This window comes from Actinoplanes sp. 13 (genome assembly GCF_056134165.1).
In genome coordinates this window covers 60,470-86,672 of record NZ_JBVYOQ010000003.1, presented here as the reverse complement: position 1 = coordinate 86,672, position 26,203 = coordinate 60,470, and the positions used below count along the sequence as shown (strand labels likewise).

27 protein-coding genes are annotated in these 26,203 nt (G+C 72.7%); 12 read left to right on the top strand and 15 right to left on the bottom strand.

Translation table 11 applies throughout. The annotated features are described in order from the left end of the window. Positions 1 to 31: 31 nt before the first annotated feature. Positions 32 to 247, bottom strand: a complete 216-nt coding sequence (locus AC0NH5_RS08145; protein ID WP_474401527.1) for a hypothetical protein — start codon at positions 245 to 247, stop codon at positions 32 to 34. A gap of 100 nt (positions 248 to 347) precedes the next feature. On the opposite strand from AC0NH5_RS08145, the gene AC0NH5_RS08140 reads away from it, so the two are divergent. Further along, entirely contained in the window at positions 348 to 482 is a 135-nt protein-coding gene (locus AC0NH5_RS08140) for a hypothetical protein (protein ID WP_474401526.1), read from the top strand. Here AC0NH5_RS08140 and AC0NH5_RS08135 read toward each other — a convergent pair. The 3 genes from AC0NH5_RS08135 to AC0NH5_RS08125 all read right to left on the bottom strand — a co-directional run bounded on the left by AC0NH5_RS08135 (position 475) and on the right by AC0NH5_RS08125 (position 2,550). Beyond that, a complete protein-coding gene (locus AC0NH5_RS08135; RefSeq protein ID WP_474401524.1) occupies positions 475 to 1,404 on the bottom strand; it encodes a universal stress protein in 930 nt (309 codons plus the stop codon). The genes AC0NH5_RS08140 and AC0NH5_RS08135 overlap by 8 nt on opposite strands. A 224-nt stretch (positions 1,405 to 1,628) precedes the next feature. Continuing rightward, complete coding sequence (locus AC0NH5_RS08130) at positions 1,629 to 2,279, bottom strand: SDR family oxidoreductase (protein ID WP_474401522.1); 651 nt, start codon at positions 2,277 to 2,279, stop codon at positions 1,629 to 1,631. A gap of 85 nt (positions 2,280 to 2,364) precedes the next feature. Further along, entirely contained in the window at positions 2,365 to 2,550 is a 186-nt protein-coding gene (locus AC0NH5_RS08125; protein WP_474401520.1) for a hypothetical protein, read from the bottom strand. 81 nt (positions 2,551 to 2,631) lie between these two features. Here AC0NH5_RS08125 and AC0NH5_RS08120 point away from each other — a divergent pair, with 81 nt between their 5' ends. From AC0NH5_RS08120 to AC0NH5_RS08095, 6 genes are all read left to right on the top strand, one after another. Then, positions 2,632 to 3,117, top strand: coding sequence for a nuclear transport factor 2 family protein (locus tag AC0NH5_RS08120; protein WP_474401518.1), 486 nt, complete (start codon positions 2,632 to 2,634; stop codon positions 3,115 to 3,117). Positions 3,118 to 3,251: 134 nt separating this feature from the next. Then, the gene (locus AC0NH5_RS08115) at positions 3,252 to 3,677 is read left to right on the top strand and encodes an iron chaperone (RefSeq protein ID WP_474401516.1); all 426 of its coding nucleotides are present in this window, start codon (positions 3,252 to 3,254) and stop codon (positions 3,675 to 3,677) included. 139 nt (positions 3,678 to 3,816) lie between these two features. Beyond that, positions 3,817 to 3,987 carry a hypothetical protein gene (locus AC0NH5_RS08110; RefSeq protein ID WP_474401514.1) on the top strand — a complete coding sequence of 57 codons (171 nt, stop codon included), beginning with the start codon at positions 3,817 to 3,819 and terminating at the stop codon, positions 3,985 to 3,987. Between the two features lie 113 nt (positions 3,988 to 4,100). Then, positions 4,101 to 5,726 carry an acyl-CoA dehydrogenase family protein gene (locus AC0NH5_RS08105; protein ID WP_474401512.1) on the top strand — a complete coding sequence of 542 codons (1,626 nt, stop codon included), beginning with the start codon at positions 4,101 to 4,103 and terminating at the stop codon, positions 5,724 to 5,726. A gap of 369 nt (positions 5,727 to 6,095) precedes the next feature. Further along, positions 6,096 to 8,357 carry a catalase gene (locus tag AC0NH5_RS08100; RefSeq protein WP_474401510.1) on the top strand — a complete coding sequence of 754 codons (2,262 nt, stop codon included), beginning with the start codon at positions 6,096 to 6,098 and terminating at the stop codon, positions 8,355 to 8,357. Between the two features lie 52 nt (positions 8,358 to 8,409). Continuing rightward, a complete protein-coding gene (locus tag AC0NH5_RS08095; RefSeq protein WP_474401508.1) occupies positions 8,410 to 9,216 on the top strand; it encodes an SDR family NAD(P)-dependent oxidoreductase in 807 nt (268 codons plus the stop codon). An 82-nt stretch (positions 9,217 to 9,298) separates the two neighbouring features. Here the strand turns inward: AC0NH5_RS08095 and AC0NH5_RS08090 are convergent, their stop codons facing one another. The 3 genes from AC0NH5_RS08090 to AC0NH5_RS08080 all read right to left on the bottom strand — a co-directional run bounded on the left by AC0NH5_RS08090 (position 9,299) and on the right by AC0NH5_RS08080 (position 12,055). Continuing rightward, on the bottom strand, positions 9,299 to 10,057 hold the full coding sequence (locus AC0NH5_RS08090; RefSeq protein WP_474401506.1) for an FAD-dependent oxidoreductase: 759 nt from the start codon (positions 10,055 to 10,057) through the stop codon (positions 9,299 to 9,301). A gap of 128 nt (positions 10,058 to 10,185) precedes the next feature. Next, positions 10,186 to 11,142 carry a hypothetical protein gene (locus AC0NH5_RS08085; protein WP_474401504.1) on the bottom strand — a complete coding sequence of 319 codons (957 nt, stop codon included), beginning with the start codon at positions 11,140 to 11,142 and terminating at the stop codon, positions 10,186 to 10,188. 118 nt (positions 11,143 to 11,260) lie between these two features. Beyond that, positions 11,261 to 12,055 carry a maleylpyruvate isomerase family mycothiol-dependent enzyme gene (locus AC0NH5_RS08080; protein ID WP_474401502.1) on the bottom strand — a complete coding sequence of 265 codons (795 nt, stop codon included), beginning with the start codon at positions 12,053 to 12,055 and terminating at the stop codon, positions 11,261 to 11,263. Positions 12,056 to 12,223: 168 nt separating this feature from the next. On the opposite strand from AC0NH5_RS08080, the gene AC0NH5_RS08075 reads away from it, so the two are divergent. Beyond that, positions 12,224 to 12,868, top strand: coding sequence for a hypothetical protein (locus AC0NH5_RS08075; RefSeq protein WP_474401500.1), 645 nt, complete (start codon positions 12,224 to 12,226; stop codon positions 12,866 to 12,868). Positions 12,869 to 12,888: 20 nt separating this feature from the next. Here the strand turns inward: AC0NH5_RS08075 and AC0NH5_RS08070 are convergent, their stop codons facing one another. Then, positions 12,889 to 14,070: an MFS transporter gene (locus tag AC0NH5_RS08070; RefSeq protein WP_474401498.1), complete on the bottom strand. Its 1,182-nt coding sequence runs from the start codon at positions 14,068 to 14,070 to the stop codon at positions 12,889 to 12,891. A gap of 105 nt (positions 14,071 to 14,175) precedes the next feature. On the opposite strand from AC0NH5_RS08070, the gene AC0NH5_RS08065 reads away from it, so the two are divergent. After that, positions 14,176 to 14,841, top strand: coding sequence for a class I SAM-dependent methyltransferase (locus AC0NH5_RS08065; protein WP_474401496.1), 666 nt, complete (start codon positions 14,176 to 14,178; stop codon positions 14,839 to 14,841). Here AC0NH5_RS08065 and AC0NH5_RS08060 read toward each other — a convergent pair. From AC0NH5_RS08060 to AC0NH5_RS08045, 4 genes are read right to left on the bottom strand one after another with little or no spacing between them, the layout of a single operon-like run. Continuing rightward, complete coding sequence (locus AC0NH5_RS08060; RefSeq protein WP_474401494.1) at positions 14,801 to 16,720, bottom strand: ATP-binding protein; 1,920 nt, start codon at positions 16,718 to 16,720, stop codon at positions 14,801 to 14,803. The genes AC0NH5_RS08065 and AC0NH5_RS08060 overlap by 41 nt on opposite strands. A 45-nt stretch (positions 16,721 to 16,765) precedes the next feature. Then, on the bottom strand, positions 16,766 to 18,235 hold the full coding sequence (locus AC0NH5_RS08055; RefSeq protein WP_474401492.1) for a GGDEF domain-containing protein: 1,470 nt from the start codon (positions 18,233 to 18,235) through the stop codon (positions 16,766 to 16,768). A 37-nt stretch (positions 18,236 to 18,272) separates the two neighbouring features. Next, on the bottom strand, positions 18,273 to 19,130 hold the full coding sequence (locus tag AC0NH5_RS08050; protein WP_474401491.1) for an alpha/beta hydrolase: 858 nt from the start codon (positions 19,128 to 19,130) through the stop codon (positions 18,273 to 18,275). A 15-nt stretch (positions 19,131 to 19,145) separates the two neighbouring features. Then, the gene (locus tag AC0NH5_RS08045; RefSeq protein WP_474401489.1) at positions 19,146 to 20,009 is read right to left on the bottom strand and encodes an alpha/beta fold hydrolase; all 864 of its coding nucleotides are present in this window, start codon (positions 20,007 to 20,009) and stop codon (positions 19,146 to 19,148) included. A gap of 58 nt (positions 20,010 to 20,067) precedes the next feature. Here AC0NH5_RS08045 and AC0NH5_RS08040 point away from each other — a divergent pair, with 58 nt between their 5' ends. Beyond that, a complete protein-coding gene (locus AC0NH5_RS08040) occupies positions 20,068 to 21,960 on the top strand; it encodes an AfsR/SARP family transcriptional regulator (protein ID WP_474401487.1) in 1,893 nt (630 codons plus the stop codon). A 58-nt stretch (positions 21,961 to 22,018) separates the two neighbouring features. Here the strand turns inward: AC0NH5_RS08040 and AC0NH5_RS08035 are convergent, their stop codons facing one another. After that, positions 22,019 to 22,633: a TetR/AcrR family transcriptional regulator gene (locus AC0NH5_RS08035; RefSeq protein ID WP_474401485.1), complete on the bottom strand. Its 615-nt coding sequence runs from the start codon at positions 22,631 to 22,633 to the stop codon at positions 22,019 to 22,021. Between the two features lie 53 nt (positions 22,634 to 22,686). On the opposite strand from AC0NH5_RS08035, the gene AC0NH5_RS08030 reads away from it, so the two are divergent. Both AC0NH5_RS08030 and AC0NH5_RS08025 read left to right on the top strand, forming a co-directional pair. Continuing rightward, positions 22,687 to 23,094, top strand: coding sequence for a RidA family protein (locus tag AC0NH5_RS08030; RefSeq protein ID WP_474401483.1), 408 nt, complete (start codon positions 22,687 to 22,689; stop codon positions 23,092 to 23,094). A 255-nt stretch (positions 23,095 to 23,349) separates the two neighbouring features. Then, positions 23,350 to 24,021, top strand: coding sequence for a DivIVA domain-containing protein (locus tag AC0NH5_RS08025; RefSeq protein WP_474401481.1), 672 nt, complete (start codon positions 23,350 to 23,352; stop codon positions 24,019 to 24,021). 14 nt (positions 24,022 to 24,035) lie between these two features. On the opposite strand, the gene AC0NH5_RS08020 is transcribed toward AC0NH5_RS08025, so the two are convergent. Together AC0NH5_RS08020 and AC0NH5_RS08015 are read right to left on the bottom strand one after the other, a co-directional pair. Beyond that, positions 24,036 to 24,461 carry a PLD nuclease N-terminal domain-containing protein gene (locus AC0NH5_RS08020; protein WP_474401479.1) on the bottom strand — a complete coding sequence of 142 codons (426 nt, stop codon included), beginning with the start codon at positions 24,459 to 24,461 and terminating at the stop codon, positions 24,036 to 24,038. 103 nt (positions 24,462 to 24,564) lie between these two features. Continuing rightward, a complete protein-coding gene (locus tag AC0NH5_RS08015) occupies positions 24,565 to 25,911 on the bottom strand; it encodes an FAD-dependent oxidoreductase (RefSeq protein WP_474401478.1) in 1,347 nt (448 codons plus the stop codon). Between the last annotated feature and the right edge of the window lie 292 nt (positions 25,912 to 26,203).

The following is a 26,203-nucleotide window of genomic DNA, read 5'->3' as shown; positions in this document are numbered from 1 at the left end:
CACGAACGCGGCGGGCGGCTCGGGTGACGCCTCAGACGTGCTGGGTCTCCGTGGTGGAGGGGTGCAGTTCCGCGGTGGTCTTCGTGACGAAGCGGCCGGTGCTCGTGCTGCGGTTCACCTCGTGGTCGCCCTTGTCCCCGCCGACGTGTTCGGTCGACGTGTGCTTCGGGTCGCGCTCGGCGGTGCTCTCCTTCACGAACCGACCACTGCGGGCGCTGCGGTTAACCTCGCGGTCACTGTCAGCCATCGTTCTCAGACCTCCTCATATCGTCGTGCCAAGATGTCTGCCCTTTCCGGTCCTTCGGAAAACCAGGGTCGTGGCAGGCGGCCGGCGGGCTGCACGCCGAGTGGCCCGCGCCGGCCCGCCGGGGCGCCTCGGCCGGGTCGGGGACACGGCGTACGGGCTGCGCGAGTTCGCCGACGTCGACCCGGACGGCACCCTGCACCGGATCGGGTCCCCGGCCGCAAGCAGCCTCAGTTGAGGCCGTGAACCACTGCCACCGTGCACGGGCAGCGCCGCAGCAGATGCCGGCTGACCGACCCGAGCAGCAGCCCTCGCATCGCGCCGTGGCCCCGGCTGCCGACCACCACCAGTTGGGCCCCGGCGCCGGCCTCGTCGAGGGCAACTCCCGGGCGCTGCACAGCGGCCTCGGCCGTGATCTCCAGGTCGGGGTGGTTCTCCCGCAGGGCGGCCACCAGCGCGTCGAACGGCTCGCGTTCCCGCGCGGTCACCGCCCGGCGTGCCGGGGCGTTCGCCTCCCAGAGCCCGTTCACCGGCGGCCAGGTGCGGATCACCCGCAGCGGGGCCTTACGCTCGGCGGCCAGTTCGGCGGCGAACTCGAGCACCTTCGCGGCCTGCGGCGAACTGTCCACACCGGCCACCACCGGCCCCGCTCCCGATCCGGCCGGCACCGGTCCAGGTTCCGTTCCGGCTGTCGCCCGCCTCTCGGTCGTCGCCGGGCCGGCCGCGTCCGTCTCGTCGCGGACCACGACGACCGGGCAGTGGGCGTGTGCGCTGACCGAACAGGCCACCGAGCCGAGAAGCCCGGCCACCAGGCTGTGCCCGCGCCCGCCGATCACCAGCAGCGCGGCGCCCGCCGACCGGTCCACCAGCGCGGTGGACGGATGCGCGCGCAGAACCTCGGCGGTCACGTTCACCAGCGGATGGGTCTTCGCGGCCCCGGACACCACCCGCTCCACCATGCCGGCCAGAAGCTCGTCGTAGCCCTCCGGCCGCGCCGCGGCGCACGGCGTCAGGCCCCCCGCGGGCGCCCACTCCGGCAGATCGTCGGCATGCACGACCTCGACGGTCGCCTCCCGCCGGCCCGCCTCGTCCAGCGCCCAGGCCAGGGCAGCGCGCGCGCCGTCCGACCCGTCATAGCCAACGATGATCCGTTCTGACATGGCCGGTCACCTCCGCCTCCCATCAGACGCCCTTTCGGGCCGGAGGAACAGGGCACAGGGTCCCGCCTCTGCGGGCCGGCCGACATACGGCACACTGCGTCGGGCTGGCGCTCGACTCGTGTGTGAAGTCGGGGTTCGATTCGCACCTCAACTTCACACGCTGGACGGCGGTCGCGCCGCGGCGGGGAGAAGGCAGGTGATCGCGGTGCAGCGCCGGACCGGTGTCAGTCGCGGAGGGCCTCGGTGATCGGGGTGGCGCCGCCGTTGAAGCGGATCGTCCGCCCGATCGTGGCCGGGTCGTCCAGCGCCCGGACGATCACCGCGGCGACGTCGGCCCGGCTCACCGAGCCCGCCGTCGCGCCCTGCCCGGCGGTCTCGATGCGGCCGGTGGGCGGCTCGTCGATGAGGCGGCTGGGGGCGAGGATCGTCCAGTCCAGCGAGGACGCCGTCAGGTGCTCGTCGGCGGCGGCCTTCGCCTCCGCGTACGCGAAGAAGGGGTTGTCCGGGCTGATGCCGTGGTCGGTCCGCGCCCCGAAGTAGGACACCATCACGTACCGGCGGGTGCCGACGACCGCGGCCGCCTCCATGGAGCGGATCGCGGCGTCACGGTCCACCGCGTACGTCCGGGCGGGGTTGCCGCCGCCGGCCCCGGCGGCCCAGACGATCGCGTCGTGGTCGGCGAGGATCGGCGCCAGATCGTCGATGCCCGCCCGCTCGACGTCGACGGCCAGCGGGGTGGCGCCGGTCTCCGCGACCTCCGCCGAGTGCTCGGGGTTGCGGAACAGCGCGGTCACCTGACGTCCGGATGCGACGAGCAGCGGCAGGAGCAGCCGGGCCACCCTGCCGTGTCCGCCGATCACGATTACACGATCCATTCCGACACGCTACCCGGCCGGGTACGGCTGTGCGGCCAGCAGACGGGCCAGGTGTGCCACGTTCGTGGCGAGGGTGACGGTGGCCTTACCGGTGGTGTCCGGTTCCGGCCGGCGTCCTGATAGTCCACACCCCGCATCGCCGCAGCCTGCCGCGGACGGCCGGCCACTCGTCGCCGTCACCCTCGTCGGTGGACACCCCGAACGTGACGCGGTGGTCGGCGATCCGCACCACCTCGCCGTCCACGTCGTGGTCGGCGAGGGCGGCGAGCACCTCCCGGCCGAGCAGCTCCGAGCTCGACGGGGCGGGGACGGTTTCCGGGAGCAGCCGACAACGAGGGCCTTCAGGGTGATCATGCGTGCCCCTTGCCCGTCCTGCCTGCGCGACGTGCTCGGCTTCTCCGGCGCCGAGGTGGCGCGCATGCTCGGCAGCACCGAGACCGCGGTGAAGGGCGCCCTGCAACGGGCCCGGGCGGCCGTCGACGGGCCGGGCCGGCACTCCGCGGCCGACGGGACGAGGCTGACCGGCGCGTTCGCCGAGGCGTTCACGGCCGGCGACGTGGACCGGGTGGTCGCGCTGCTCACCGACGATGCGTGGCTCAGCATGCCGCCGGCGCCGCACGAATACCACGGGCGGGCGTCGATCGCGGCGTTCCTGCGGGCCAGCGCGACCTTCCGCGGCGAGCACCCGATAGCACTCGAACCCACCCGGGCGAACAATCAGCCCGCCTTCGGCGTTCTTCTCGGCGGCAGCCCGGCCGGTCTCGTCGTGCTCACCACGGCCGGCGGCGGGATCAGCGGCCTGACCCGCTTTCTGCCGGCCGGGCGGCCCGAGGTCTGACCTCTCGTCCGGTACGCCGTCCGCGTGCCCGTTCCGGCCCGGAATCCGTGGTCGTCTCCGTGGTGGGCACGGATGCCCTCGGTGCCGCCGGCGGGCGAAGCTGTCAGCAGACCGGAACCGAAAGGGGAACCCCGATGGCCGAGAACTTCACCGCCGAGGAACGGGCCGCCATGAAGGAGCGTGCCGACGAGGTCCGTAAGGCCGCGCGCCCCGGCAGGCGCACGCCGGCCGACGACGAGGCGGACCAGCTGGCGAAGATCGCCGAGATGCCGGCCGCGGACCGGAAGATGGCCGAGCGGATCCACGCCGTCGTCAAGGAGCACGCGCCCGGGCTCACCCCGAAGCTGTGGTACGGAATGCCGGGTTACGCCAGGAACGGCAAGATCGTTTGCTTCTTCCAGGCCGCTGAGAAGTTCAAGAGCCGGTACGCGACGTTCGGCTTCAACGATCCGGCGCGGCTGGACGACGGTGTGATGTGGCCGACCGCGTTCGCGCTGGTGGAACTGACCGACGAGGCCGAGGCCCGGATCGCCGAGCTGGTCCGGAAGGCGGCCGGCTGACCCGCGCCGGGGCGGGTTGCCTCGATGATGTGAACCGTGCTTCACTCCTTGCCCGGCGGTCGAGGCGGAACGCCTGGTCTACCGCGGGTCGTACACCGACATCGGGGAGCAGATCATCGCCGACGGCCTGGCCGGCGGCGTGTTCCTGCCGCAGGACGCGCGGCTGGCGGCCTCCGCGGTGATGGGCGCCGTCTCCGAGGCCCTGGTCGGGTGGATCCGCCCGGACAGCCCGGGGCCGTCGCCCGAGGAACAGGCCCGGGTCATCGAGGGCATCCGCCTGTTCTGCTTCCGCGCGCTGGGAGCGGCCTGATGAGCGCGCGGCCCGGGCCGGCTCGAACGCGACCAGACGGTGCTGTGCGCCGCCCGCGCCGCAGCGACCGCAGCCGTCCACGAGGACCTCGGATTCCTGTTGAGGGAGAAGCGATGACAGCCACGCACGAGGTCGTCAACCAGGCGCCGCCGCGGACGTCGATCAACGAGTACCTGGCGAACCCGGCGCTCACCGAGGCCGTGCAGCGGTACGGCGCGGGCTGGGCGGCCGGCGACCTGACCCGGGTCGGCGCGCTCGTCGGGCAGCCCGGCTTCCAGCGGGACGCGGAGCTGGCGAACCAGCACCTGCCTGTGTTCCACAGCCACGACCGGTGGGGCAACCGGGCCGACGACGTGGAGTTCCATCCGGCGTACCACCGGGTGATCGGCGCGGCGATCGAGCACGGCGCGCACACCAGCTGCTGGGCCGCACCGCAGCCCGGCGCGCACGTCGCCCGGGCCGCCACGTTCATGCTGTTCGCCCAGGTCGAGCCGGGCCACGCGTGCCCGGTGAGCATGACCCACGCGGTGGTGCCGTCGCTGCGGTTCACGCCCGAGCTGGCCGGGGAGTGGCTGCCGCGCGTCTACTCCCGCTTCTACGACCCGGAGCTGCGGGACCCGCGGGCCAAGACTTCGGCGATCTTCGGCATGGCGATGACCGAGAAACAAGGCGGTTCGGACGTACGCGCCAACAGCACCCGTGCGATCGACGCCGGCGACGGGACGTGGCGGCTGACCGGGCACAAGTGGTTCTGCTCGGCGCCGCAGTCGGACGCCTTCCTGGTGCTCGCCCAGGCGCCCGGCGGGCTCTCCTGCTTCCTGGTGCCCCGGATCCTGCCCGGCGGCGGGCGCAACGTCTTCCGGATCCAGCGGCTCAAGGACAAGCTCGGCAACAAGTCCAACGCCTCGTCCGAGGTCGAGCTGGACGGCACCGCCGGATGGCTGCTCGGCGAACAGGGCCGGGGCGTGCGGACCATCATCGAGATGGTCGCCCAGACCCGCCTGGACTGCGTGCTCGGCAGCGCGGCCGGGATGCGCCAGTCGGTCGCCGAGGCGGCCTGGCACGTCCGGCACCGCAGCGCGTTCGGCGCCCTGCTGATCGACCAGCCGGCGATGACCGCGGTGCTCGCCGACCTCCAGCTGGAGGCGGAGGCCGCGACGTGGACGGCGCTGCGGCTGGCCGCGGCGTACGACAGCGACGACGCGCAGTCGGTGGCCTTCCGCCGGCTGGCGACCGCGGTCGGGAAGTACTGGGTGTGCAAGCGCGGGCCCAACCACGCGTACGAGGCGCTGGAGTGCCTGGGCGGCAACGGCTACACGGAGAGCTTCCCGCTGGCCCGCCGCTACCGGGAGCAGCCGGTGATGGCGGTCTGGGAGGGCTCGGGCAACGTGATCGCGCTGGACGTGCTGCGCGCGATGGCCCGGGAACCGGACTCGGTGCAGGCCTTCGACGAGGAGCTGGCGCCGGCTCTCGGCGTGCACCCCGCCTATGACGCCCACGTCGAGCGGACCCGCGAGCTGATCGGCCGGGCCGCCGCCGACCCGGTGGCCGCGGCCGGCACCGCCCGCCGGCTGGTGGAGGCGCTGGCGCTCGCGTTGCAGGCCGCCGTCCTGATCCGCCAGGCTCCGGTCGCCGTGTCGGACGCCTTCGTGGCCGCCCGGCTCGGCGCCGGCCGCAGCCTCGAGTACGGCGCCCTCGAGCCCGGCACAGACCTGACCGCCCTGACCGCCCGCACCTGACCTGCGTGTGAAGTTGGGGTCCGATTCGCACCCCAACTTCACACACTGGAATGGCGACATGGCCCGGCCGCCCACCCGCCGGCGCCGGACCTGTGTGTGAAGTTGGGGTTCGAATCGCACCTCAACTTCACACACTGGAATGGGGGTGAGCGTGACCGAGGACTTCAGCCCGGCGGGCGCGCTGCGGCCTGGAGTTGGCAGCGGATCGCGGGGTAGCGCGGGACTTGTCATGAATCGTACGAAATAAGGGGGAAAGAGGGAGCGCGCTGCAAGGGTGAGCGAAACCCGGTGTCGATCGAGCGTTATGTCCGGCATCGAGCGGGTACCCGAGCGGACTCAACGTCGAGTTGCTCAGGAGGCTTACCGAGGATGGACAGCGCCAAGGCCGGAAAGGCGATCAAGGACGCTGTGGGGGCGGCGGCCGACAAGGTCACCGAGATCGCGGAGAGTCTCAGCGACCGGGTTCCCGGCTCACCGGGCAGTGGCACCCCCACTATCGACGAGCCGACCACGCCCAAGGAGCCGCTTCCCCCGAAGCGGGAGCAGGGCACGCCGGACACCCGCACGCCCACCGGGGCGGAGACCGGGCTGCCCGCGCCGACCCACTCGCAGCAGGGTAAGTATCTGACCACCGCGCAGGGTGCCCGGCTGCGCGACACCGACCACTCGCTGAAGGCCGGCCCGCGCGGCCCGGTCCTGCTGCAGGACCACCACTTCCGCGAGAAAATCACGCACTTCGACCACGAGCGGATCCCGGAGCGGGTGGTGCACGCCCGCGGCGCCGGCGCGCACGGAACGTTCACCGGGTACGGCACCGCGGACAGCGTGACCAAGGCCGGTTTCCTGGCCAAGGGCAAGGAGACCCAGGTCTTCGTGCGGTTCTCCACGGTGCTGGGGTCCCGCGGCTCGGCCGACACGGTGCGCGACACCCGTGGTTTCGCGACGAAGTTCTACACCGACGAGGGCACCTTCGACCTGGTCGGCAACAACATGCCGGTGTTCTTCATCCAGGACGCGATCAAGTTCCCGGACATCATCCACGCCGCGAAGTGGCACCCGGACCGGGAGATCCCGCAGGCGCAGAGCGCGCACGACACGTTCTGGGACTTCGTCTCGCTGCACACCGAGGCGCAGCACCACACCATGTGGAACATGTCCGACCGGGGTATCCCGCGGTCGTACCGGCACATGGAGGGCTTCGGGGTGCACACCTTCCGCATGATCAATGCGGCGGGGGAGACCAGCCTGGTCAAGTTCCACTGGAAGCCGAAGCTCGGGGTGCACTCGCTGGCCTGGGAAGAGGCGCAGATGCTGAACGGCATCGACCCCGACTTCCACCGCCGTGACCTCTACGACGCGATCGAGGCCGGCGCATACCCGGAGTGGGAGCTCGGCATCCAGGTCTTCCCGGACACCCCGGAGGAGACGTTCGCCGGGATCGACCTGCTCGACGCGACGAAGATCGTGCCGGAGGAGCTGGCCCCGGTGCAGCCGATCGGCAAGCTGGTGCTGAACCGGACGCCGACCAACTTCCACGCGGAGGTCGAGCAGGTGGCGTTCCACCTCGGGCACCTGCCGCCGGGCATCGACGTGACGAACGACCCGCTGCTGCAGGGGCGGCTCTTCTCGTACCTCGACACCCAGCTGACCCGGCTGGCCGGGCCGAACTTCCACCAGATCCCGATCAACCGGCCGCACGCGCCGGTCAACGACATGCTCCGCGACGGCTTCCACCAGCAGGCCGTGCACGCCGGGGTGGCGCCGTACCGGCCCAACTCGCTGGACGGCGGCAACCCGTTCACGACCGAGGAGAACGCCTTCCTCGACGTGCCGGTGACCGTCACCGAGGCGCCGAAGATCCGGGCCAACCCGCAGTCCTTCGACGACCACTACAGCCAGGTCCGCCTCTTCTGGCAGAGCATGTCGCCGGTGGAGAAGGAGCACATCATCCGGGCCTACACGTTCGAGCTCGGCAAGTGCTACGAGCAGGCGATCAAGGAGCGGCAGCTCAAGTGCCTGGCCAACATCGACCCGATCCTGTGCGAGCAGGTCGCCACCGGTCTCGGCCTGCCCGTGCCGGAGCCGACCGTGCCGCTCGCCGACGTGACGCCCAGCCCGGTGCTCTCCCAGATCGGGCGGCAGTGGCCGGGTGACGGCCGGATGGTCGGCATCGTGGTGGACCCGCAGGCGCTGGACAGCGACGTCGAGTCGGTGCGCCGGGCGGTGTTCGCGGCCGGCATGGTCCCGCTGCTGATCGCCCCGCACGGCGGCACAGTCGGCGGGATGCCGGTGCAGCGGACCTTCGCCACCGGCCGGTCGGTCGAGTACGACGCGCTGATCGTGGCCGGCGCCCCGGCGCCGGCGCCCGACGCGCTGCCCGGCCGCGACGAGAAGGCCGGCGCGCCCGGCACCGCCGCGATCGACCCCCGGGTGATCCTGATGGTCCAGGAGTGCTGGCGGCACGCCAAGGCGATCGGCGCCTGGGGAGCCGGGAACGCGGTCCTCGAGGCGGCCGGCGTGGCCGGTACGCCCGGCGTCGTGTCCGGCGAGGGAAGCACCGTCTTCCCGGCCGTGCAGCAGCTGATGGCCGCACACCGGGTCTGGGAGAGATTCCCGGCCACGGTGGCCTGACAGGGCCCGCCGGGGCGTGAATAACCACGCCCCGGCGGGGCAAGCCTCACTCATGACCCCCACATCCACGAATGAATTCGCCGTCGTCACCGGCGCCTCCAGCGGTATCGGCTACGAGCTCGCCCGCCAGTTCGCCGAGAACGGGTACGACGTGCTGGTCACCGCCGAGGACGAGGGCATCGAGCAGGCCGCCGCCGACCTGCGGCGTGACGGCCAGAACCAGATCACGGCGGTCCGCGCGGACCTGGCCACGTACGAGGGCGTCGAGCAGGTCTACGCGGCGATCAAGGCGACCGGGCGCGACATCGACGCGATCGCGCTCAACGCCGGCCGCGGCATCGGCGGTGACTTCACCCGCGACACCGACCTCGCCGACGAGCTGAACGTCATCGACGTGAACGTCACCTCCACCGTGCACCTGGCCAAGCGGGTGCTGCCCGGCATGGTGGCCCGGGGTGCCGGGCAGGTGCTGTTCACCTCCTCGATCGCCTCCACCATGCCCGGCACCTACCAGGCCGTCTACAACGCCTCCAAGTCGTTCGTGCAGTCGTTCGCCGAGGGCCTGCGCGCCGAGCTCAAGGACACCGGCGTGAGCGTCACGTCGCTGATGCCCGGCCCGACCGACACCAACTTCTTCCACCGCGCCGAGATGGACGACACCCGCGTCGGCGCTAGCAAGAAGGACGACCCGGCGGACGTCGCGAAGCAGGGCTTCGAGGCGATGCGCAAGGAGAAGGAGAAGGTCGTCGCCGGCTCGCTGAAGACCAAGGCGCAGGGCGTGGCGTCCAAGGTGATGCCGGACAGCGCCAAGGCCGAGATGCACCGCCGGATGGCCGAGCCGGGTTCCGCTCAGAAGTAGGCGGGCTCGACGTCCGGAAACGACCTGTCGCCGAACAGGACGCGCGCGGCCAGGGCCCGACTGGCCCGGCCGCGCATCAGCGTCACCGCGGCCTCGGCGAGCACGGGGCCGGCGATACCGGCGTACGCGCTGCGCAGCAGCAACCGGCCACGGAACCGGGCACGTAACGCCCCACCGTCGTAGGCACGCAGGACGCCCTGATCGCGGCCGGCACTCCGGCCACCCCGACATGCGCATGCTGTCCGTCATTGATCACCCAGCCGAGATAGCCCGGCGCCACCCGCGGATCCAGCACACAGCGGAACGCCGGCCGCGCGCCCGCCGCCACCTCGTGCACGAGCTCCGCACCGACCAGAAACCGCCGGTTGACGTCCAGGCCGAGATCGCGCGCCACCGCCGACCGGGCGCCGTCGGCACCGATCACGAACCGCGCGGCCACCGGTTCGCCACCGGCACATCGCGCCAGACCTTGCCGATAACCCGCATATCGTACGCCCAGGAGCACCCGGGCCCCGGCGGTCACCGCAGCCGCGCGCGCGTGTTCGTAGACGCCCGCCATGTCGGCCACCCGGTACTCCACCCGGTCGCTGACCAGATGGATCGGGTCCCGCCGGGACGGCGGATAGAGCAGCACGTCGCGCACGCCGGGGCCGAGCAGGTGCCCCGGCAGGCCGAAGTCGTCGAGGGTGCGGCGGACGAAGATTCCGGTGGTGCGGATGCCCGTGGCCAAGCTCCGCCGCCGCTCCATCACCAGGACGGTCAGGCCCCGCTCGGCCAGCATGCGGGCGGTGTGCAGACCGGCCAGGCCCGCACCCACCACCAGGACGTCGACTCCGCGCATGCCGTCCGACGGTAGGGATGATTTCGCCTTGGGCCGCGCTTGCGCACATCAACTGCCCCGGACCTGCACAGTTTCGTCGCACAACGAGACTTTCGACAGCGGCGCCGCCGCGCCGGCTCGCCCCCGCCTCAGAGTCCGACTGCCTGTCGTGCCCTCACCAGTTCCTTCTGCTCGCCGTCGTCGATGGTGAAGATCCGCCACGCCCAGGCCGCCGCCTGAGTTCCGCCGCGTTCCAGGTGCGGTCTGGCCAGGCCGGTCTGCCCCGCGTTCACGTAGTACGCCCCGAACGCCTGGTGCGCGGTCGGGAACCACGGGTGACCGGCGTAGTCGTCGGTCGCCAGGAAGCGCCCGGACGCCTCGTCCACCTGGGCTCGCGCGGTCCGGGACTTGAGGGCGGACTTGCTGACGATGCGGTAGGCGCGCTTCATGATATTGCCGAACATGAAGCCGTCGCAGTAGACCTCGATCCAGGCCAGGGGGACCAGTGACCACAGTGGATGCCCGTCCGGCCGGCGGCTGCTCTGCTGCGCGGTGAATCGAAGCATCTCGTCGGTCGTGCCGTACCACTTGCGGCACAGGACAGTCAGACGCTGATAATTGCCGGCGTACGAGTCCGGGGCCAGCGCCGCCAGACGGTCCCACACCTCCGCGACTTCGGTGGGGCTGATCGGAGCGGCTTTGGCGATGCTCTGCAGGAGGGTCCAGGGCACCGGATCGCCAGGTGCCAGCTCGGCAGCCCGGTGCAGCACGGTACGCCCCTCCCGGGACAGCCGCATCATGCCCTGTACCTGCTCGTCCGGCGTGTATTGCATCCGCAGGCTGCCGCGGGTCGACCAGGCGGCGTGACACAGGGCCGCGCCCGCCAGCAGCCATCGGGAAGCGTCCTCGGGCGCCGCGTACGCGTTCGCCGCCAACAGCGGGTTGTGCCACTTGCCGGCCTTGCCGAGCACGTCGGCGGCGAACTCACGGCAATCCGGGTCGGGCACTGCCGCATCGAGATACGCATAGGCGGCTTCAGGGTGGCCGTACCCCAGACTTTCAGTGGCGTGCTGCAGCACCGGATCCGGCCACGGCGAGATGATCATGGCGGCGACTTTAGCGGTGAAGGAACAACGCGGCAGCCCCGCACTTCCGCGGGCCGAGTCGGCTCGGCACCACCCGGCAGCGATGTGGCCCGCGGGGAACCACCCGCGCCGGTGCTGGTCAGTCGCTGACGTGGGCGGTGTTGTCGAGCCAGTGCCGCACCAGGCCGGTGTCGCCGTCGACGTGCACGCTGGTGGCCTCGCGGCCGGTGAGGGGAATGCGCCGGGTCAGAGTCAACAGCAGGGATTGCGCCGGGCCGGTCACCGTCACGTCGGCCTGACCGGTTCCGGGCCACCACGTCGCCCCGTCCGGCCGCCGCTCGACGAGCCAGGCGTCTGCGGTGTCGGTGGCCAGCCACTGGAGGGTCTGCCCGGTGCCGCGGAGAGCGTGCGCCGACTCCGGGCGCTGCATCTCCCAGGTGGGCGAGGTGAGCATGGTGAGGTGGTTGCTGATCAGCGCGGCCGCGATGCCGGCGTCGATGGCGGCCGGCCGGTTCGCTGCGCCGGCCGCGTCGGCGCCGTGGACGACCGTCTCGTTGAGGGCGATGGACAGCCAGACCCGGGCCCCGGGCCGGTCGTCGCCCGCGGGGTTGAACACTGCCGCGTCCAGGGCGTCGTCCGAGCACGCACTCGTGACCCGGTGCGCGGCGTCCGCCAGCCAAGCCTGCCATGCGCCGGGGTGGGTGGGGAGCACAGCCATCTCCGTGGGCAGCCGCGCGGGGTCGGTGACGCGCTGTTCGACGATGTCGGCGACCCAGTGCTGGGTCTGGCCCACATGCGCGACCAGGTCGGTGATGGTCCAGCCCGGAGTCGTCGGCACGGCGGCGCCGGGCCCGGCAGCGGCGGCCGAGTCCGCCAGGCGCCGGGTGTGTTCGGTGATGGCGCGCCGAGCGTGTTCCGCGGTCGATCCGTTCATGAGTTCGTCCCTTCTGGTAGGTGTCGTGCTTCGGTGGACTCGGCCGGCCGGGCCGGCTCATCGGTGATGGCACGAAACGGTGAGGGGACGATCACCGGGAGCTCCTACAGTCATCGACGGGACGGCCCGGTCATGGCGGCCGTCAATCGCCGACATCGGGGATGCACTGTGCTCAAGAAGGCCGTACTTCCGGCGATCGTCGTTCTGTCCGCCGTCGCGTTCAGCGCCGGCTGCACCAAGACGCCCGCGCCAGTAGCGGGGTCGCCGGCTGCCTCGGCGGTCGCGGTGCCGTCGGGGACCGCTCAGGGCGAGCCTACCGAGGAGCCGGCGCGGGAGCCGGCGCCGCCGGAGAAACCGGTGCCGACGCGGACCAGCGACGCTGGGGACGGCGGGAACTGGAACTCGGCCCTGCGCGGGTGCCCGCACGAGGGGCAGCGGGTCGAGGTGCAGAAGATGCTCCGGGCGGACGTCACCGGCGACGGCGCGGACGACGTCCTCGTGGTGCGGACGTGTGAGGCCAGCACGTCCTACAACCCGAGCACTGTGGAGGTCTTCGACGGGGCCGCGGGTGGGGAGGAGCCGCGCCGCGTCGGCATCCTGCTGGAAGACGTGGGGCCGGTGGACGTCCCGTGGTACACCTCGATCAAGGTGACCGGGAAGCGGGTGGTCGTCACGGCGCACGGGCTCAGCAAGAGCGGCGTGCCGGCCTGTCCGGACCTGAAGCTGACCTACACGTACGAGTACGGCGGGGGAAAGTTCACGCGTACCGATCGGAAGGCCACCAAGGCGGCCGACTGCCTGCGGGTCGGCTGACCGCCGGCCAGGCGCGCCGGTCAGTGGTGGCTGGCCGCGGCTTGCTGAGCCGGGGCGGGCGTTCGCATCGCCGGGGCGGCGGCGGCCACGAAGACGGCCAGGACCACCGGGATCCAGAGGGCCGCCGGCAGGCCGACCACGGTCGCGGCGGCGCCGATCAGGATCGGGCCGAGCAGGAAGCCGAGGTAACCGATGCTCACCACCAGTGACAGCGCCCGGCCGGAGCGGCGCGGGTCCTGGTTGCCGGCTGCGGAGAACACCTGCGGGGCGATGCCGGACAGGCCCGCGCCGAGCAGGCCGAAGCCGGCGACACCGGCCACCGGGTGGTCCAGGACAAGGGCGGCGCCGAGCCCGGCGGCCGCCAGCGCGCCGCTGAGCCGGACCAGGCGGACCGGGCCGAGGGCGATCACCAGGCGGTCGCCGAAGATCCGGCCCACGGTCATCATGACGGCGAAGGCGGCGTACCCGTACGCGGCGAAACCGTCGCTCGTGCCCAGGTTGTCGCGCAGGTAGACCGCGCTCCAGTCGGCCGCCGCGCCCTCACCGACCAGCGTGCACAGCACCAGGATCCCGAAGAAGACCAGGAGCCCGGAGCGGCCGGCCGGTGCCGCGCCCGGCTCGCTCGGCACGTCGTCCGGGACCGGCGCGCTCGGCAGCACCCACGCGGCCGCCCACAGGGCCAGGGCCAGCACCACGACGCCGACCGCCAGGAACGTCGGGCCGGCGTCGACCTCCCGGTGGGCGAACAGGCTGCCCGCCATCGCCCCGGCGAAGCCGCCGATGCTGTAGATCGCGTGGAACGACGACATGATCGGCCGGCCCCATGCCCGCTGCACCTCGATGGCGTTGGCGTTCATCGCGATGTTCAGCGTCCCGTGGCTCGCCCCGAACGCGAACAGCGCGATCGACAGCGTCACCAGGCCGGGGCTGTAGCCGGGGAGGACCAGCAGCAGTCCCTCCAGGATCGCCGCCGGAACCAGCACCCGGGAGCTGCCGAACCGGTCGCTCAGCCGCCCGAGCAGCAGCATCCCGAGGATGCATCCGGCGGCGAAGGCCAGCAGCGCGAACGTCAGCCGGCCGTCGCTGAGCCCGAGGTTCTCCTTGACCGCCGGGATCCGCGACGTCCAGGCCCCGAGTGCCGTGCCGAAGAGCAGGAACGCCAGCGAGGTGGCGATCCGCCCACGACGAACTGCTGTTTCCACGGGCCCCCCGCCCCTCGCTGTCCGGCCCGGTCACAGTAACCACGGGCATCGGCCACTCGCCATGGGCGGGGGTTCCGGAACTGCCGGTGTCGCTACCGTGGTGCCATGACGCCAACGGCCGCGTACGACGAGATCGCCGACTGGTACGAGCACGAGTTCCTGCCCGCGCAGGCCGAGGGCGACCCGCTCGGGATCCGCCACGCGCTGTCCACCCTGCTGGGCCGGGGCCCCGGGCGGTGCCTGGAGATCGGCTGCGGGACCGGCGCCTACGCGGCCCAGGTGCGCGAGCTGGGCTGGACCCCGCTCGGCGTCGACCTGTCGGCGGGCATGCTCCGGCACGCCCGGGGCCGCCTGCCCGCGGCACAGGCCGACGCGACCCGGCTGCCGGTGGCCGGCGGCGCTGTGGACGCCGTCCTGTCCGTCATGGCGCACACCGACATGCCGGATTATCCGGCGGTGCTGCGGGAGGCGGCCCGGGTGCTGCGGCCCGGCGGGGTGCTCGTCCACATCGGTGTGCACCCGTGTTTCTGCGGTGGGTTCGCGGACCGCGCCGACCCGCGCGCGGTCGTCGTCCGGCCGGGCTATCTCGACGGGCACTGGACCACCGACTCCTGGACCGACCGGGGTGTCCGGGACAAGGTCGGCGCCCGGCACTGGCCGCTGCCCGAGCTGCTGCGCCAGTTCCTGGCGGCGGGCCTGACGTTGGACGACTTCCTGGAGGGCGGCGCGCCTACCCCGATCGTGCTCGCGCTCCGGGCCCAGAAGGCCTGACAGCTGGGGTGACCAGCACGTCCTCGATCCGGTGCAGCAGGTCGCGGGCGGCGAACGGCTTCTCGATGAAGGCGATGTCGTCGTCCAGGACGTGGGTGGTGCCGAGCAGGCCGTTGCTGTACCCGGACATGTAGAGGACGGGCAGGCCGGGCCGGCGCGCCCGGATCAGCTCGACCAGCCGGGGGCCGGACATCTCCGGCATGATCACGTCGGTCAGCAGGACGTCGCACGGGTGTTGCTCGTCGGCGTCCAGGGCCGCCGGGCCGTTCTCGGCGGTGACCACGTGGTAGCCGCCGTTGCGGAGGATCCGGGCGACGACGCGGGACAGCGCGGGCTCGTCCTCGACCACCAGGACGGTCCGGCCGCCGCCGTCGCGGGGTTGCGGCCGTGTCTGTTCGGCGGCGACGCCGGCGCTGCTCTCCGCCAGCGGCAGATAGATCCGGAACGTCGTGCCGATTCCCGGTTCCGAGTACAGGTTGATGCTGCCGCCCGCCTCGATGACGATGCCGTAGACGGTCGCCAGGCCCAGGCCGGTCCCCTTGCCGCGCGGCTTCGTGGTGAAGAACGGCTCGAAGATCCGCGCGGCCACGTCCGGCGGGATGCCCTCCCCGGTGTCGCTGACCAGCAGCCGGGCGTAGGTCCCGGCGGGCAGCGCCGGCTGGATGTCCAGCTCGTCGCCGGCCAGCGTCGCGGTGTTCACCTCCAGCACCAGCGTGCCGCCGTCCGGCATCGCGTCGCGCGCGTTGATCGCCAGGTTGAGCAGCACCTGCTGCACCTGCCCGGGGTCGGCGACGACGGCCACCGGGCCCGGCGCGGGCACCGTGACCAGCGAGATGTCCTCGCCGATGGTGCGCGCGAGCATCGCCTGCACCTCGGCCACCGCCGGGTTGAGATCCATCACCCGCGGCTGGACGGCGTCGCCGCGGGTGAAGGTGAGCAGTTGCCGGGTGAGGTTGGTGGCCCGCTCGGCCGCGGTGCGCACCTGCGTCAGGTCCGCCCGGACCTGCGGCTTGTCGGCGCACTCCTCGACGGCGAACTCGGTGTAGTTGGTGATGATCGCCAGGATGTTGTTGAAGTCGTGCGCCACCCCGCCGGCCAGCCGGCCGAGGCTCTCCATCCGCTGCGCCTGATGGCTGCGCTCGGCCAGGGCGCGCTGCTGCTCGGCGGTCTCCATGGCGGCGGTGACGTTGCGGCCGACCACCGCGACCCCGGTCAGGACGCCGGCGCTGTCGTGGATCGGGGCGACGTCGAAGGCGACGTCGACCGCGGCGCCGTCCTTGCGGACGCGGCGGGCCACGTAGTGCAGGCCCGGTTCGCCGGCATGGATGCGGGCCAGCACGGACTGCTGATGCTCCGCGCCGTCCGGGTCGGCGAGCACCGAGGCGGGCCGGCCCAGCATTTCGTCCGCGGTGTGCCCGAACAGCCGCTCGGCACCCCGGTTCCAGGCCGTGACCACACCCTCCGGGGTGGCGCCGATGATCGCGTCGTCGATGTGCTCGGCGACGTTGGACAGGAACGCCTTCGCCTCGTCGATGCGGTTCTGGCCCCACGGGTCGACATAGATCGCGCCCCGGCCCAGCAGCACCGCATAGCCGCGCCGCAGGGTCCAGTAGAAGACGCCGATCGCCGCGGTGACGGCGTCCCAGATCGCCATCGCCCAGATCCAGTCCCGGGTCGGGTGGTGGCCGTTCAGCATGCCCGACATCGCGTGCAGCCCGTGCCCGACCGCGCAGCTGAAGAAGATCATCGCGGTGGCGACGGCCAGCCTGTTGGTGCGCAGCTGGCCGGCCCGGGACACGGGCACCGCGATGGCCGCCACGATGGCTGCGTAGGCCACCATGATCACCAGGTTGCCGAGAAGGTAGATCTGCTCCGGCACGTCTGTCCTATCGGGCGTTTCCCGCGCCGCGTTAGCGCAGCCGGTTCACGCCGCCCGGCGGCGGGCGCGCTTGTTCTCGTACATCCGGGCGTCGGCGGCGGCCAGCAGCACGTCCGGCGCGACCTCGCGGCGTTCCGGCCACAGCGCGGCGCCCACCGCCGCGGTCACCCGCAGCGTGTGCCCACGCCAGGCCAGCGGTGCGGCGACGGCTTCGGCGATGCGATCACCGAGGTCGTACGCCGCGGAGCGCGCGATGTCCGGGCAGAAGATCAGGAACTCGTCACCGCCGATCCGGGCCACCACGTCGCCGGCGCGGGCCGCCGCGGTGATCCGGGCCGCCGTGGCACGCAGGACCTCGTCGCCGGCCTCGTGCCCGTAGAGGTCGTTGACCGGTTTGAAGTCGTTGAGGTCGCAGTAGATCAGCGCCAGCCCGGCGCCGTGCCCCGCGGCGTGCCGGCCGATCGCCCGCTGCATCACGGTGAACAGTTCCCGGCGGTTGATCAGACCGGTCAGCTCGTCGTGGGCCGCCTGGTGCGCCAGCGTCAGCTGGTCGCGGGCGCGCTGCGCGTTGAGCCGGCCGATCCGGACCATCACCAGCGGGATGGTGAGCATCGGGGCGAGGGTCAGCAGCAGCCCGTCCGGCGGCGCGCCGCGCAGCTGCCCGAGGGCGCCGACGACCGGGACGACCAGCACGGCAGCGCCGAACATCTCCAGTTGCAGGCGCGGCGCCCGGGCCGGCGCCGGGTTGCTCGGCTCCATCAGCGCGATCACGCTCGGATGCACGCCGGCGGCGCCCAGGCACAGATAGCCGAGAGCGAAGCACAGCGCCGGTACGGTGGCCTGGTGCTCGGCGGCCGACGACAGCATGGTGACCGTCGCGATGCCGGCCACCGTGCAGCCCAGCGCCGCGAACAGGAACGCCAGGCAGGGCCGCCCGGGACCGCAGGTGCGGGCCACCCGCAGCAGCGCGCCGCAGATGCCGAACAGCACCAGGATCTGGGTGAGCACGATCAGCTGCTGCGGCACCGCGTTCTGCTCGGCGAGCAGCCGGGGCCGGAACAGGAACTCCCACACCGGGGCGGCCACCGCGATGCCCCAGACGGCGGCCTCGATGGTGCCGCTACCGTCTTTCGGCGCGTGCCGCAGCACGATCATCAGGCTCGCGGCGAGCAGCAGCGCGTACCCGCCGATCTGTGGGGGCGCGACCAGCAGGTCCGGCGGCCGGGACCAGCCGGTGTCGGCCACCGCCGGCAGCACCCAGCACCCGTTGGTGAAGCTGAGCAGGGTGAGCGCGGCGATGACCAGCCGCCAGGGGCGCCGGTCGGCCACCCGGTTGACGCGGACACCGACCGCGACCGCGATCGCGGCGACCACGCCGGAGACGAACAGCAGGGTCAGCCGTGCCGTCGCGTCACCGGTCAGGTGGCCCACCGCGAACACGGCGGCGACCAGCGTGAAGACGGCCGTGACGAGGGCAGGGCGGGGCGTGGCGCGTGACGTTGGCGGCCGACCCACGTCCGCACTATCGCCACCGGAGAGCCGGTCTTGAGGCTCACCGGCAATCCCGGATCACCGCGGCCACCGCGGCGGGATGCGTCATCACGACGTTGGGGCCGCCGGTGAGGTGCACCAGGGCCCGCCGCTCCCGCGCCGCCGCCAGGTTCGCCACCTCGTGCCGGCGCCGCGCCTGCAAGCCCTGGTCCGGCAGCACGAACGTGATCGGGCAGGTGACCAGGTCGTAGACGCCGGCGCTGGGGTGCACGGGCGCGTCCGGCCGGACCCGCGTCGTCGCCGTCACCTCGTCGAGGGTGGGGCGGCGAACCCCGTCGTGGACGCTGCGCGCCGCCACCGCCCGGACCAGTTCCGGGTCGGCGCCGGCGTTCAGCCAGTCGGTGGGGGAGCGGTCGACCTGCTCGTCGACCCAGGCGTCCCGCTGTGCGGGGCCGAGGCGCAGGCCGTACCCGAAGGCGTGGCGCAGCTCGCCGGCCACTTTCGGGCTGCGGGTCTCCTCCAGGGTGCGGGTCGCGGTCGCCCGGTCGTCGAGGACCAGGCCGTCGACGACACAGATGCCGGCCGGCTCGACCAGGCCGGCGGCGGTGACCGCGGTGACCGCGTACCCGCCGGTGGAGTGGCCGGCCAGCAGCGGGCGGTCCCAGCCCAGCGACGCGACGACCACGGCCAGGTCACGCCAGTGCTGCTCGCCGTCCCGCGACTCCGCGGTGCTGTGCCCGTGCCCGCGCAGGTCGAGCGCGACCACCCGGTGGTCCGGCACGAGACGCTCGGCGACGCCGGTCCAGGCGGCGGCGTTCTGGCCGGTGCCGTGCACGAGCAGGACGGGGTGGCCGGCGCCGCCGAAGTCGAGGGCGGTGAGCGACCCGTCGTCCACCTCGACGGAGAACTCGGTGCTCATGGCCCCCTCTTTTCCTCAGCGCCGGAGCAGCTCCCGGATCTCCCGCGCCACCAGCTCGGGAGCCTCCTCGGCCATGAAGTGGCCGCACTGCACCGGGACGTGGCGCAGGTCCGGCGCCCACGCGCGCCACAACCCGGCGGCGTCGAAGCCGAGCATCGAACCCCAGTCCTGCTGGAGCACGGTCACCGGCATGGTCAGGGTACGCCCGGCGGCGCGGTCGGCGTGGTCGTGCTCGACGTCGATGCCGGCCGACGCCCGGTAGTCGGCGACGATCGACGGGACCGCGCCGCGGCAGGCCGCGAGATAGGCGGCCCGCACGTCGGCCGGGATGGCCGCCGGGTCGTTGGTCCACAGGTCCAGGAAGTAGCCGAAGAACTCGTCGGCGCTCGCGGCGATCATCCGTTCCGGCAGGCCCGGCGGCTGCGCCATCAGGTACAGGTGGAAGCCGACCGCGGCACTGCGCCCGTGCAGGACGTCCCACATGTCCAGGGTCGGCAGCACGTCGAGCGACGCCAGGTGGGTGACGTGGCCGGGGTGGTCGAGGCCGGCCCGGATCGCCACCAGCGCGCCGCGGTCGTGGCCGGCCAGCGCGAACCGGTCGTGGCCCAGCGCGCGGGCCAGCGCCACCACGTCCGCGGCCATGGTCCGTTTCGCGTACGTCTGCGGGCCGTCCTCGGCCGGTTTGCTGCTGGCGCCGTACCCGCGCAGGTCCGGGCAGATGACCGTGTGGTCGGCGGCCAGGCCGGCGGCGACGTGCCGCCACATCAGGTTGGTCTGCGGGAAGCCGTGCAGCAGCACGATCGGGCTGCCCGAGCCGGTCACCGCGGTGTGCAGTTCCACGCCGTCGGCGACCGGGACCATGAGGTGTTCGAATGTCATGACGCGACTGTGCCGGGATCGAATGAGCAGCCGATGAGCAGCGCTGTAGCGTGGCGCGGTGACGGTGCACAGGGTCCGGTTCGGCGTGCTGGGGCCGGTGACCGCGTCCCGCGCGGACGGCTCGGCGATCCCGCTGAAAGGGCCGATGCACCGGGCGGTGCTGGCCCGGTTGCTGATCGCGCGCCGCCGGGCGGTGCCGCTGCAGGACCTGATCGACGACCTGTGGGTGGCGCCGCCGGCCGGTGCGGTGGCCGCGATCCGGACGTTCGTGGCGGCGTTGCGACGCGCGCTCGAACCCGGCCGGCGGCCCCGGACACCACCCACGCTGCTGGTCACCCGGGGCACCGGGTACGCGCTGCTGGCCGAGCCCGAAGATGTGGACGCCTGGCGTTTCGAACAGGCCGTCACCGGCGCCGGGACGCTGGACCCGGCGTCGGCCCTCGCGCTGCTCGACGAGGCACTCGGATGGTGGCGCGGTCACGCGTACGCCGATCTGCCGGACATGCGCTGGACCGGCGCCGACCGCGCCCGGCTCACCGAGCTCAGGTTGCAGGCGGTCGAGCGGCGGGCGAAGGCCCGTCTCGATCTGGGCCGCCCGGCCGACGCCGTTCCCGACCTGGACGAGCACGTCACCGAGCATCCGTGGCGGGAGGAGGGCTGGCGGCTCCTGGCGCTGGCGCTGTACCGCTCCGGGCGGCAGGGCGACGCGCTCGCGGTGCTGCGGCGGGCCCGGGAGTTGCTGGCCGGGCAGCTCGGCCTGGAGCCGGGGCCGGCGCTGCGGGCGCTGGAGACCAGCATCCTGCGCCAGGAGGCGGATCTCGACCCGGCGGCGGAGATCTGGGTGCGGGCGGCGAGCGCCTACGACAGACTTCAGGGTGGTACGCGGGCGAAGCTGGAGTCCGCGGTCGGGCTGCTGCGCAATCTGGCGGTGACCGGGCCGGGCGGCCTGGAGGTGGCTCGCGAGCAGCGGGCGGCCGCGGTCGCCGCCGCCGAGCAGCTCGGCGACCCGGAGCTGACCGCACGCGTGATCGGCGCCTACGACGTGCCGGCCATCTGGACCCGGTCGGACGATCCCGCGCAGGCGGCCGGCATCGTGGCGGCCGCCTTGCGGGCGCTGGCCGCGGCACCGCCGCCGGCCGCGCGCGCCCGGCTGCTCGCCACGATCGCGGTGGAGTCCCGCGGTGTGCACGACCCCCGGGTGCTGGAGTGCGCCCGGGATGCGGAGGCGCTGGCCCGGTCGCTGGACGATCCGGGGCTGCTGGCGTTCGCCCTCAACGGCGTGTTCATGCAGAGCTGTCACCGCACCGGGCAGTCCGCTGCCCGCGGTGCGATCGGCGCCGAACTGGCCGGTCTCGGCGCGCGGCACGGTCTGCCGACGGTGGCGGTGCTGGGCCATCTGATCGGGATGCAGGCCGAAGCCGCGGTGGCCGGCTGGGTGCCGGCCGACCGGCACGCCGCCGCGGTCGACGAGCTGGCGCTGCGGCACGAGCTGCCGCTGGCCGGCGTCTTCACGCAGTGGTACAGGGCGTTGCGCGCGGACGTGGCGTCGCCCGAGCCGGTGGACGACCTCTACCGGGCCGCGGCGGCGCGCACGGAACAGGCCGGCATGCCCGGCCTGAGCGACGGCCTGCTACCGCTGGCGCTACTCGGATCCCGGATGCGCCGCGGCCTGCCGCTGGTCGACGGGGGCGGCTGGGGGCCGTACGAGCCATGGGTCCGCCCGGTGCTGTCGCCGGGCTCGGTCCCGTTGGCGCGGGTGCCCCCGCCGCCGGCCGATCTGCTGGCCGAGGCGATGTGGACGCTGCTGGCGCGGGCCGCGGCCGAGGCGGGGGACCGTGCGGCGATGGCCCGGGCCCGCGCGGCCCTGACGCCGGCGGCCGGGGAGTGGGCCGGGGCGGCGAGCGGGCTGCTGACGTTCGGGCCGGTGGCCGACCACCTCAGGCTGTTGTGACGGCCCGGCCGGCCGCGTCACCTCAGGCTGCTGTGGCGGCCCGGCCGGCCGCTTCGTCTCAGGCTGTTGTGACGGCCCAGCCCGCCGCGACCGACCGGCGGCACTCGCCCGGGTCGTCGCCGTTGCCGGTGAACAGCGCGACGAGCATCGGCTCGCCGTAACCCAGCGCGGCGGCCGGCAGCGGCCCGCTCGCCACCAGGGAGACCAGGCCGTGCCCGACCGCCCAGGCCTGCACCGCCAGCCCCAGTGCCTCCACATCGGACCGGAACCGCCCGGCCTGCTTCCCCCGCTCGACGGCCGCGACCAGGCTGTGCAGCGTCTCGTCGGCGGCCGCCGGGTCCTCCAGGTCGAAGCCGGCGTCGAACATGACGCGGTACAGGTCCGGTTCGGCCAGTGCGTGCGCCAGGTACGCCGAGCCGAGCGCGGCCAGGTCGCGCACCGGGTCCGCGGTGAGCGGCACGTGGCGCAGGCGGGCCGCCAGCCGGGTGAAACCCTCCTGCCGCATCGCCCGCCACAGGCCGTCCATCCCGCCGAAATACGTGTAGACGGCCATCGTCGACACGCCGGTGCCCGCGACGACCGAGCGCAGGGTCACCGGCTCGCGGGTGCGCAGCATCTGGGCGGCCCGCTCGATCAGCAGCGTGCGGACCGCCGGATCCTTCGTCCTCACCATGGCGCCACAATACATGGCAGTGCTATGTTAAGGCTCGACCAAGGGAGCAGATCATGGCAGTGCGACTCTTCAACCCGGACGGCCTGCCGAAGCCGGAGGTCTACCGGCAGATGTCGGTCGCCACCGGCTCGCGGCTGGTGTTCCTGGCCGGGCAGGTGGCCCGTGACGCCGACGGCAATCCGGTCGGCGCCGGCGACCTGGCCGCCCAGGTGGAGCAGGCCTACCTCAACATCGGCACCGCGCTGGCCGCGGCCGGCGGCAGCTTCGACGACGTGGCCAAACTGACCGTCTACGTCGTCGACTGGACGCCGGACAAGTTCCCCCTCCTCGGCGAGGGCGTGGCCCGGGCGGCGGCGAAGCTGGGCGTCGACCCGGTCAAGCCGATCACCCTGCTCGGGGTGGCCGGCCTGGGCGAGCCCGACCTGTTGGTCGAGGTCGAGGCGACCGCGGTCCTGGACTGAGGTCAGCGGGCGAGCAGACCGGCGTGAATGCCGGACCCCTGGGCACGACTTCCGAGGCCGTACCCGCATCGGAAGTGATGGCGCAGCCGGTGTCCGGCGCCGGCCGTCGGCGCGGATCGAAATCCCGCCCGAGAGGCGTCACACGCAGCGATGTTGCAAGATACGTGGTGTTGACTTTGGGATTCGGAGCGCGTCTACTTCGTGACAGCGACGTCTAGATGATCTCCGAGGCGGTTCGGGAGGTAAGCGAAGCCCATGCCACTCACTCCGGGCGATGTCGACAGCGTCGAATTCCCTCCGCCGCCGGCCGGCGTGCGCGGTTACGACGAGGGCGAGGTCGACGCCTTCCTGGACACAGTGGCCGCGGAGATGCGCAAGCTCGCCGCCGAGAACGCGGAGATGCGCCGGCTCACCGCGGCGAGCCCGGCCGGCGACGAGCTGGCCGAGCTCAACGAACGCCTCCTGCGCCTGCGGGAGCGCTGTGCCCGCGCCGAGCGGGACGCCCGCGCCCTCCAGGCCGAGCTCGAGCGGGCCCGCGCCCAGCAGCAGCACGGTCCCGGCGCCCCGGGCTTCGCCGGCGTCCTCGAGCTGGCCCGGCGCACCGCCGACGACCACCTCGCCGAGGCCCGGCAGGAGGCCGAGGCGGTGCTGCGCCAGGCCACCACCAAGGCCGGCCAGCTGACCAGCGACGCCGAGCTGCGCGCCTCCACCCAGATCGCCGACGCCCGCCACCAGCACGCCGAGCGGATCGCCGGCATCGCCGGCAAGCGTGCCGCCGCCCTCGACGAGATCGCCGACCTGAGCGCCTTCGCCCGGCAATACCGGGAGAGCCTCGGCAACCTTCTGAAGGACCGCCTCGACGAGCTGATCGGCAAGCCGCGCCCGGAGAAGCTGACGGCCGAGGCCCCGGCGGCACGATCCGCCTGAGGCCGCGGGCCGCGTCAGGCGGCCGCCGGCGTCCCCGTCTTGGCCAGGGCCGCGGCCTTCAACCGTTCGAACTCCCCGGCGTCGACGACTCCCGAGTCCAGCAGCCGCTTGGCCGACGCGATCTCCTCAGCCGGGCCGCCGCCACCGGTGGAGCCGTCCGAACCGGCCACCGAGCGGATGTACGCGTCCTGCCGTTGGCGCGCCTCGGTGGACGCCTCCAGGGTCCGCTGGGACATCCCGTTGCCCCGGGCGATCAGATAGACGGCCATGCCGATGAACGGCAGGATCATGATGAACAGCACCCACATCGTCTTGGCGAATCCACCGAGGTCCTTGCTGCGGAAGATGTCGCCGAAGACCCAGAACACACACATCAGCCAGGCCATGAAGACGAAGAACTCCAGCATGGCGAGCAAGAAGGATCCATTGTCGTCGAACATGTGACCAGTGCACCCGCGGCCGAGCCGCCGGGCCTCATCCACGGCGGATGACTTCGGGCGGCCCCGGAGATCCCGGAGCCGCCCGGAGCGGTGGTGCGAGCGGTCAGCGGTGGCTGATCGCGGTCATCTCCTCACGCGGTACGACCTTGACCCGCTTGCGGCCGTGCGGCTCCCCGAGCGCGATCTCGTGCGCGTCCAGCTGCTGCCAGCCCGCCCAGGTGGTCAGCGGCAGACCGCGGCCCTTGAGGTACTGCACGACCTCGTCGGCGTCCGGGCTGGTCGCCGCGGCGAGCCGGTCCTGGTCCTCGATCAGGCTGGACACGGTCTCGCCGGAGCAGCCCTTGGTGTGCCCGATCAGGCCGACCGGCCCGCGCTTGATCCAGCCGGCCACGTACAGCCCGGGGATGTGCTCGCCGTCCAGGTCCAGGACCCGGCCGGCAGCGTGCGGGATGGTGCCGGTGCTGGTGTCGAACGGCAGGTCGGGCAGCGCGGTGCTGAGGTACCCGACCGCGCGGTACACCGCCTGCACCGGCCAGTCGGTGAACTCGCCGGTGCCGCGGACCCAGCCGTCGCCGGTCAGCTCCTGGGTCTCGGTGCGCAGGCCGACCACCCGGCCGTTCTCGCCGAGCACCTCGACCGGCGCCTGCAGGAAGTACAGGTGCAGGCGGCGCGGGCGGTCCCGCGGGTCGCGGACGGCCCAGTTCTGCAGGATGTCCACGCACATCTTGATGTGCCGGGTCTTGCGCATCGCCTCGAGGCTGCCCTCGTCGAACTCGATGCCCTCCGGGTGGACGATCACCTCGACGTTCGGCGAGTGGTCCAGTTCGCGCAGCTCCTGCGGGGTGAACTTGACCTGGCCCGGGCCGCGGCGCGAGAACAGGTGCACGTCGGTGACCGGGCTCGCCTTCAGGCCCTGGTACACGTTGTCCGGGATCTCGGTCTCGAGCAGCTCGTCGGCGGTCTTGGCGAGGATCCGGGCGACGTCGATCGCCACGTTGCCGGCGCCGATGACCGCGACCTCCTTCGCTTCCAGGGGCCACTCGCGCGGCACGTCCGGGTGCCCGTTGTACCAGGAGGCGAAGTCCGCGGCGCCGAAGCTGCCCTGCAGGTCGATACCCGGGATCTCGAGCGCGCGGTCCTTCTCGGCGCCGGTCGCGATGATCGTGGCGTCGTAGAAACGGGCCAGCTCCTCCGGCTTCACGTCGATGCCGTACGCCACGTTGCCGAGGAACCGGATCCGCGGGTTGTCCATCACCCGGTGCAGGGCGTTGATGATCTCCTTGATCCGCGGGTGGTCCGGGGCGACGCCGTACCGGATCAGGCCGTACGGGGTGGGAAGCTTGTCGAGGATGTCGACGGTAGCCGTGGGGTCGGCCTTGATGAGGTGGTCGGCGGCGTAGATGCCGGCCGGACCGGCGCCGATGACGGCGACCCGCAGGGGGCGATCCATGGTTGTGCTTCCCTTTGCTCGCGGCGGTCGAGTAAGGCTGCCCTAACTGCGGCGGCCCGCACCGAACTGTAAAACCTCAACCCAGGTTGAGATCAATGCGGCGATATCCGTCACACCGGGCATCTGCGGCCGGGACACGGCCGCTTTTCCGCAGGTCGCACCCTATTCCGTACGAGTAAGGGCGGCCTAAGTCACCCCGGCGGGTGTGGGTGGCGCCACACTGCGCGTCCCGCACTACGGTCACTCGTATGATCTCCGCGCTGATCGGCGTCGCATGATCTCCGTATCGGGC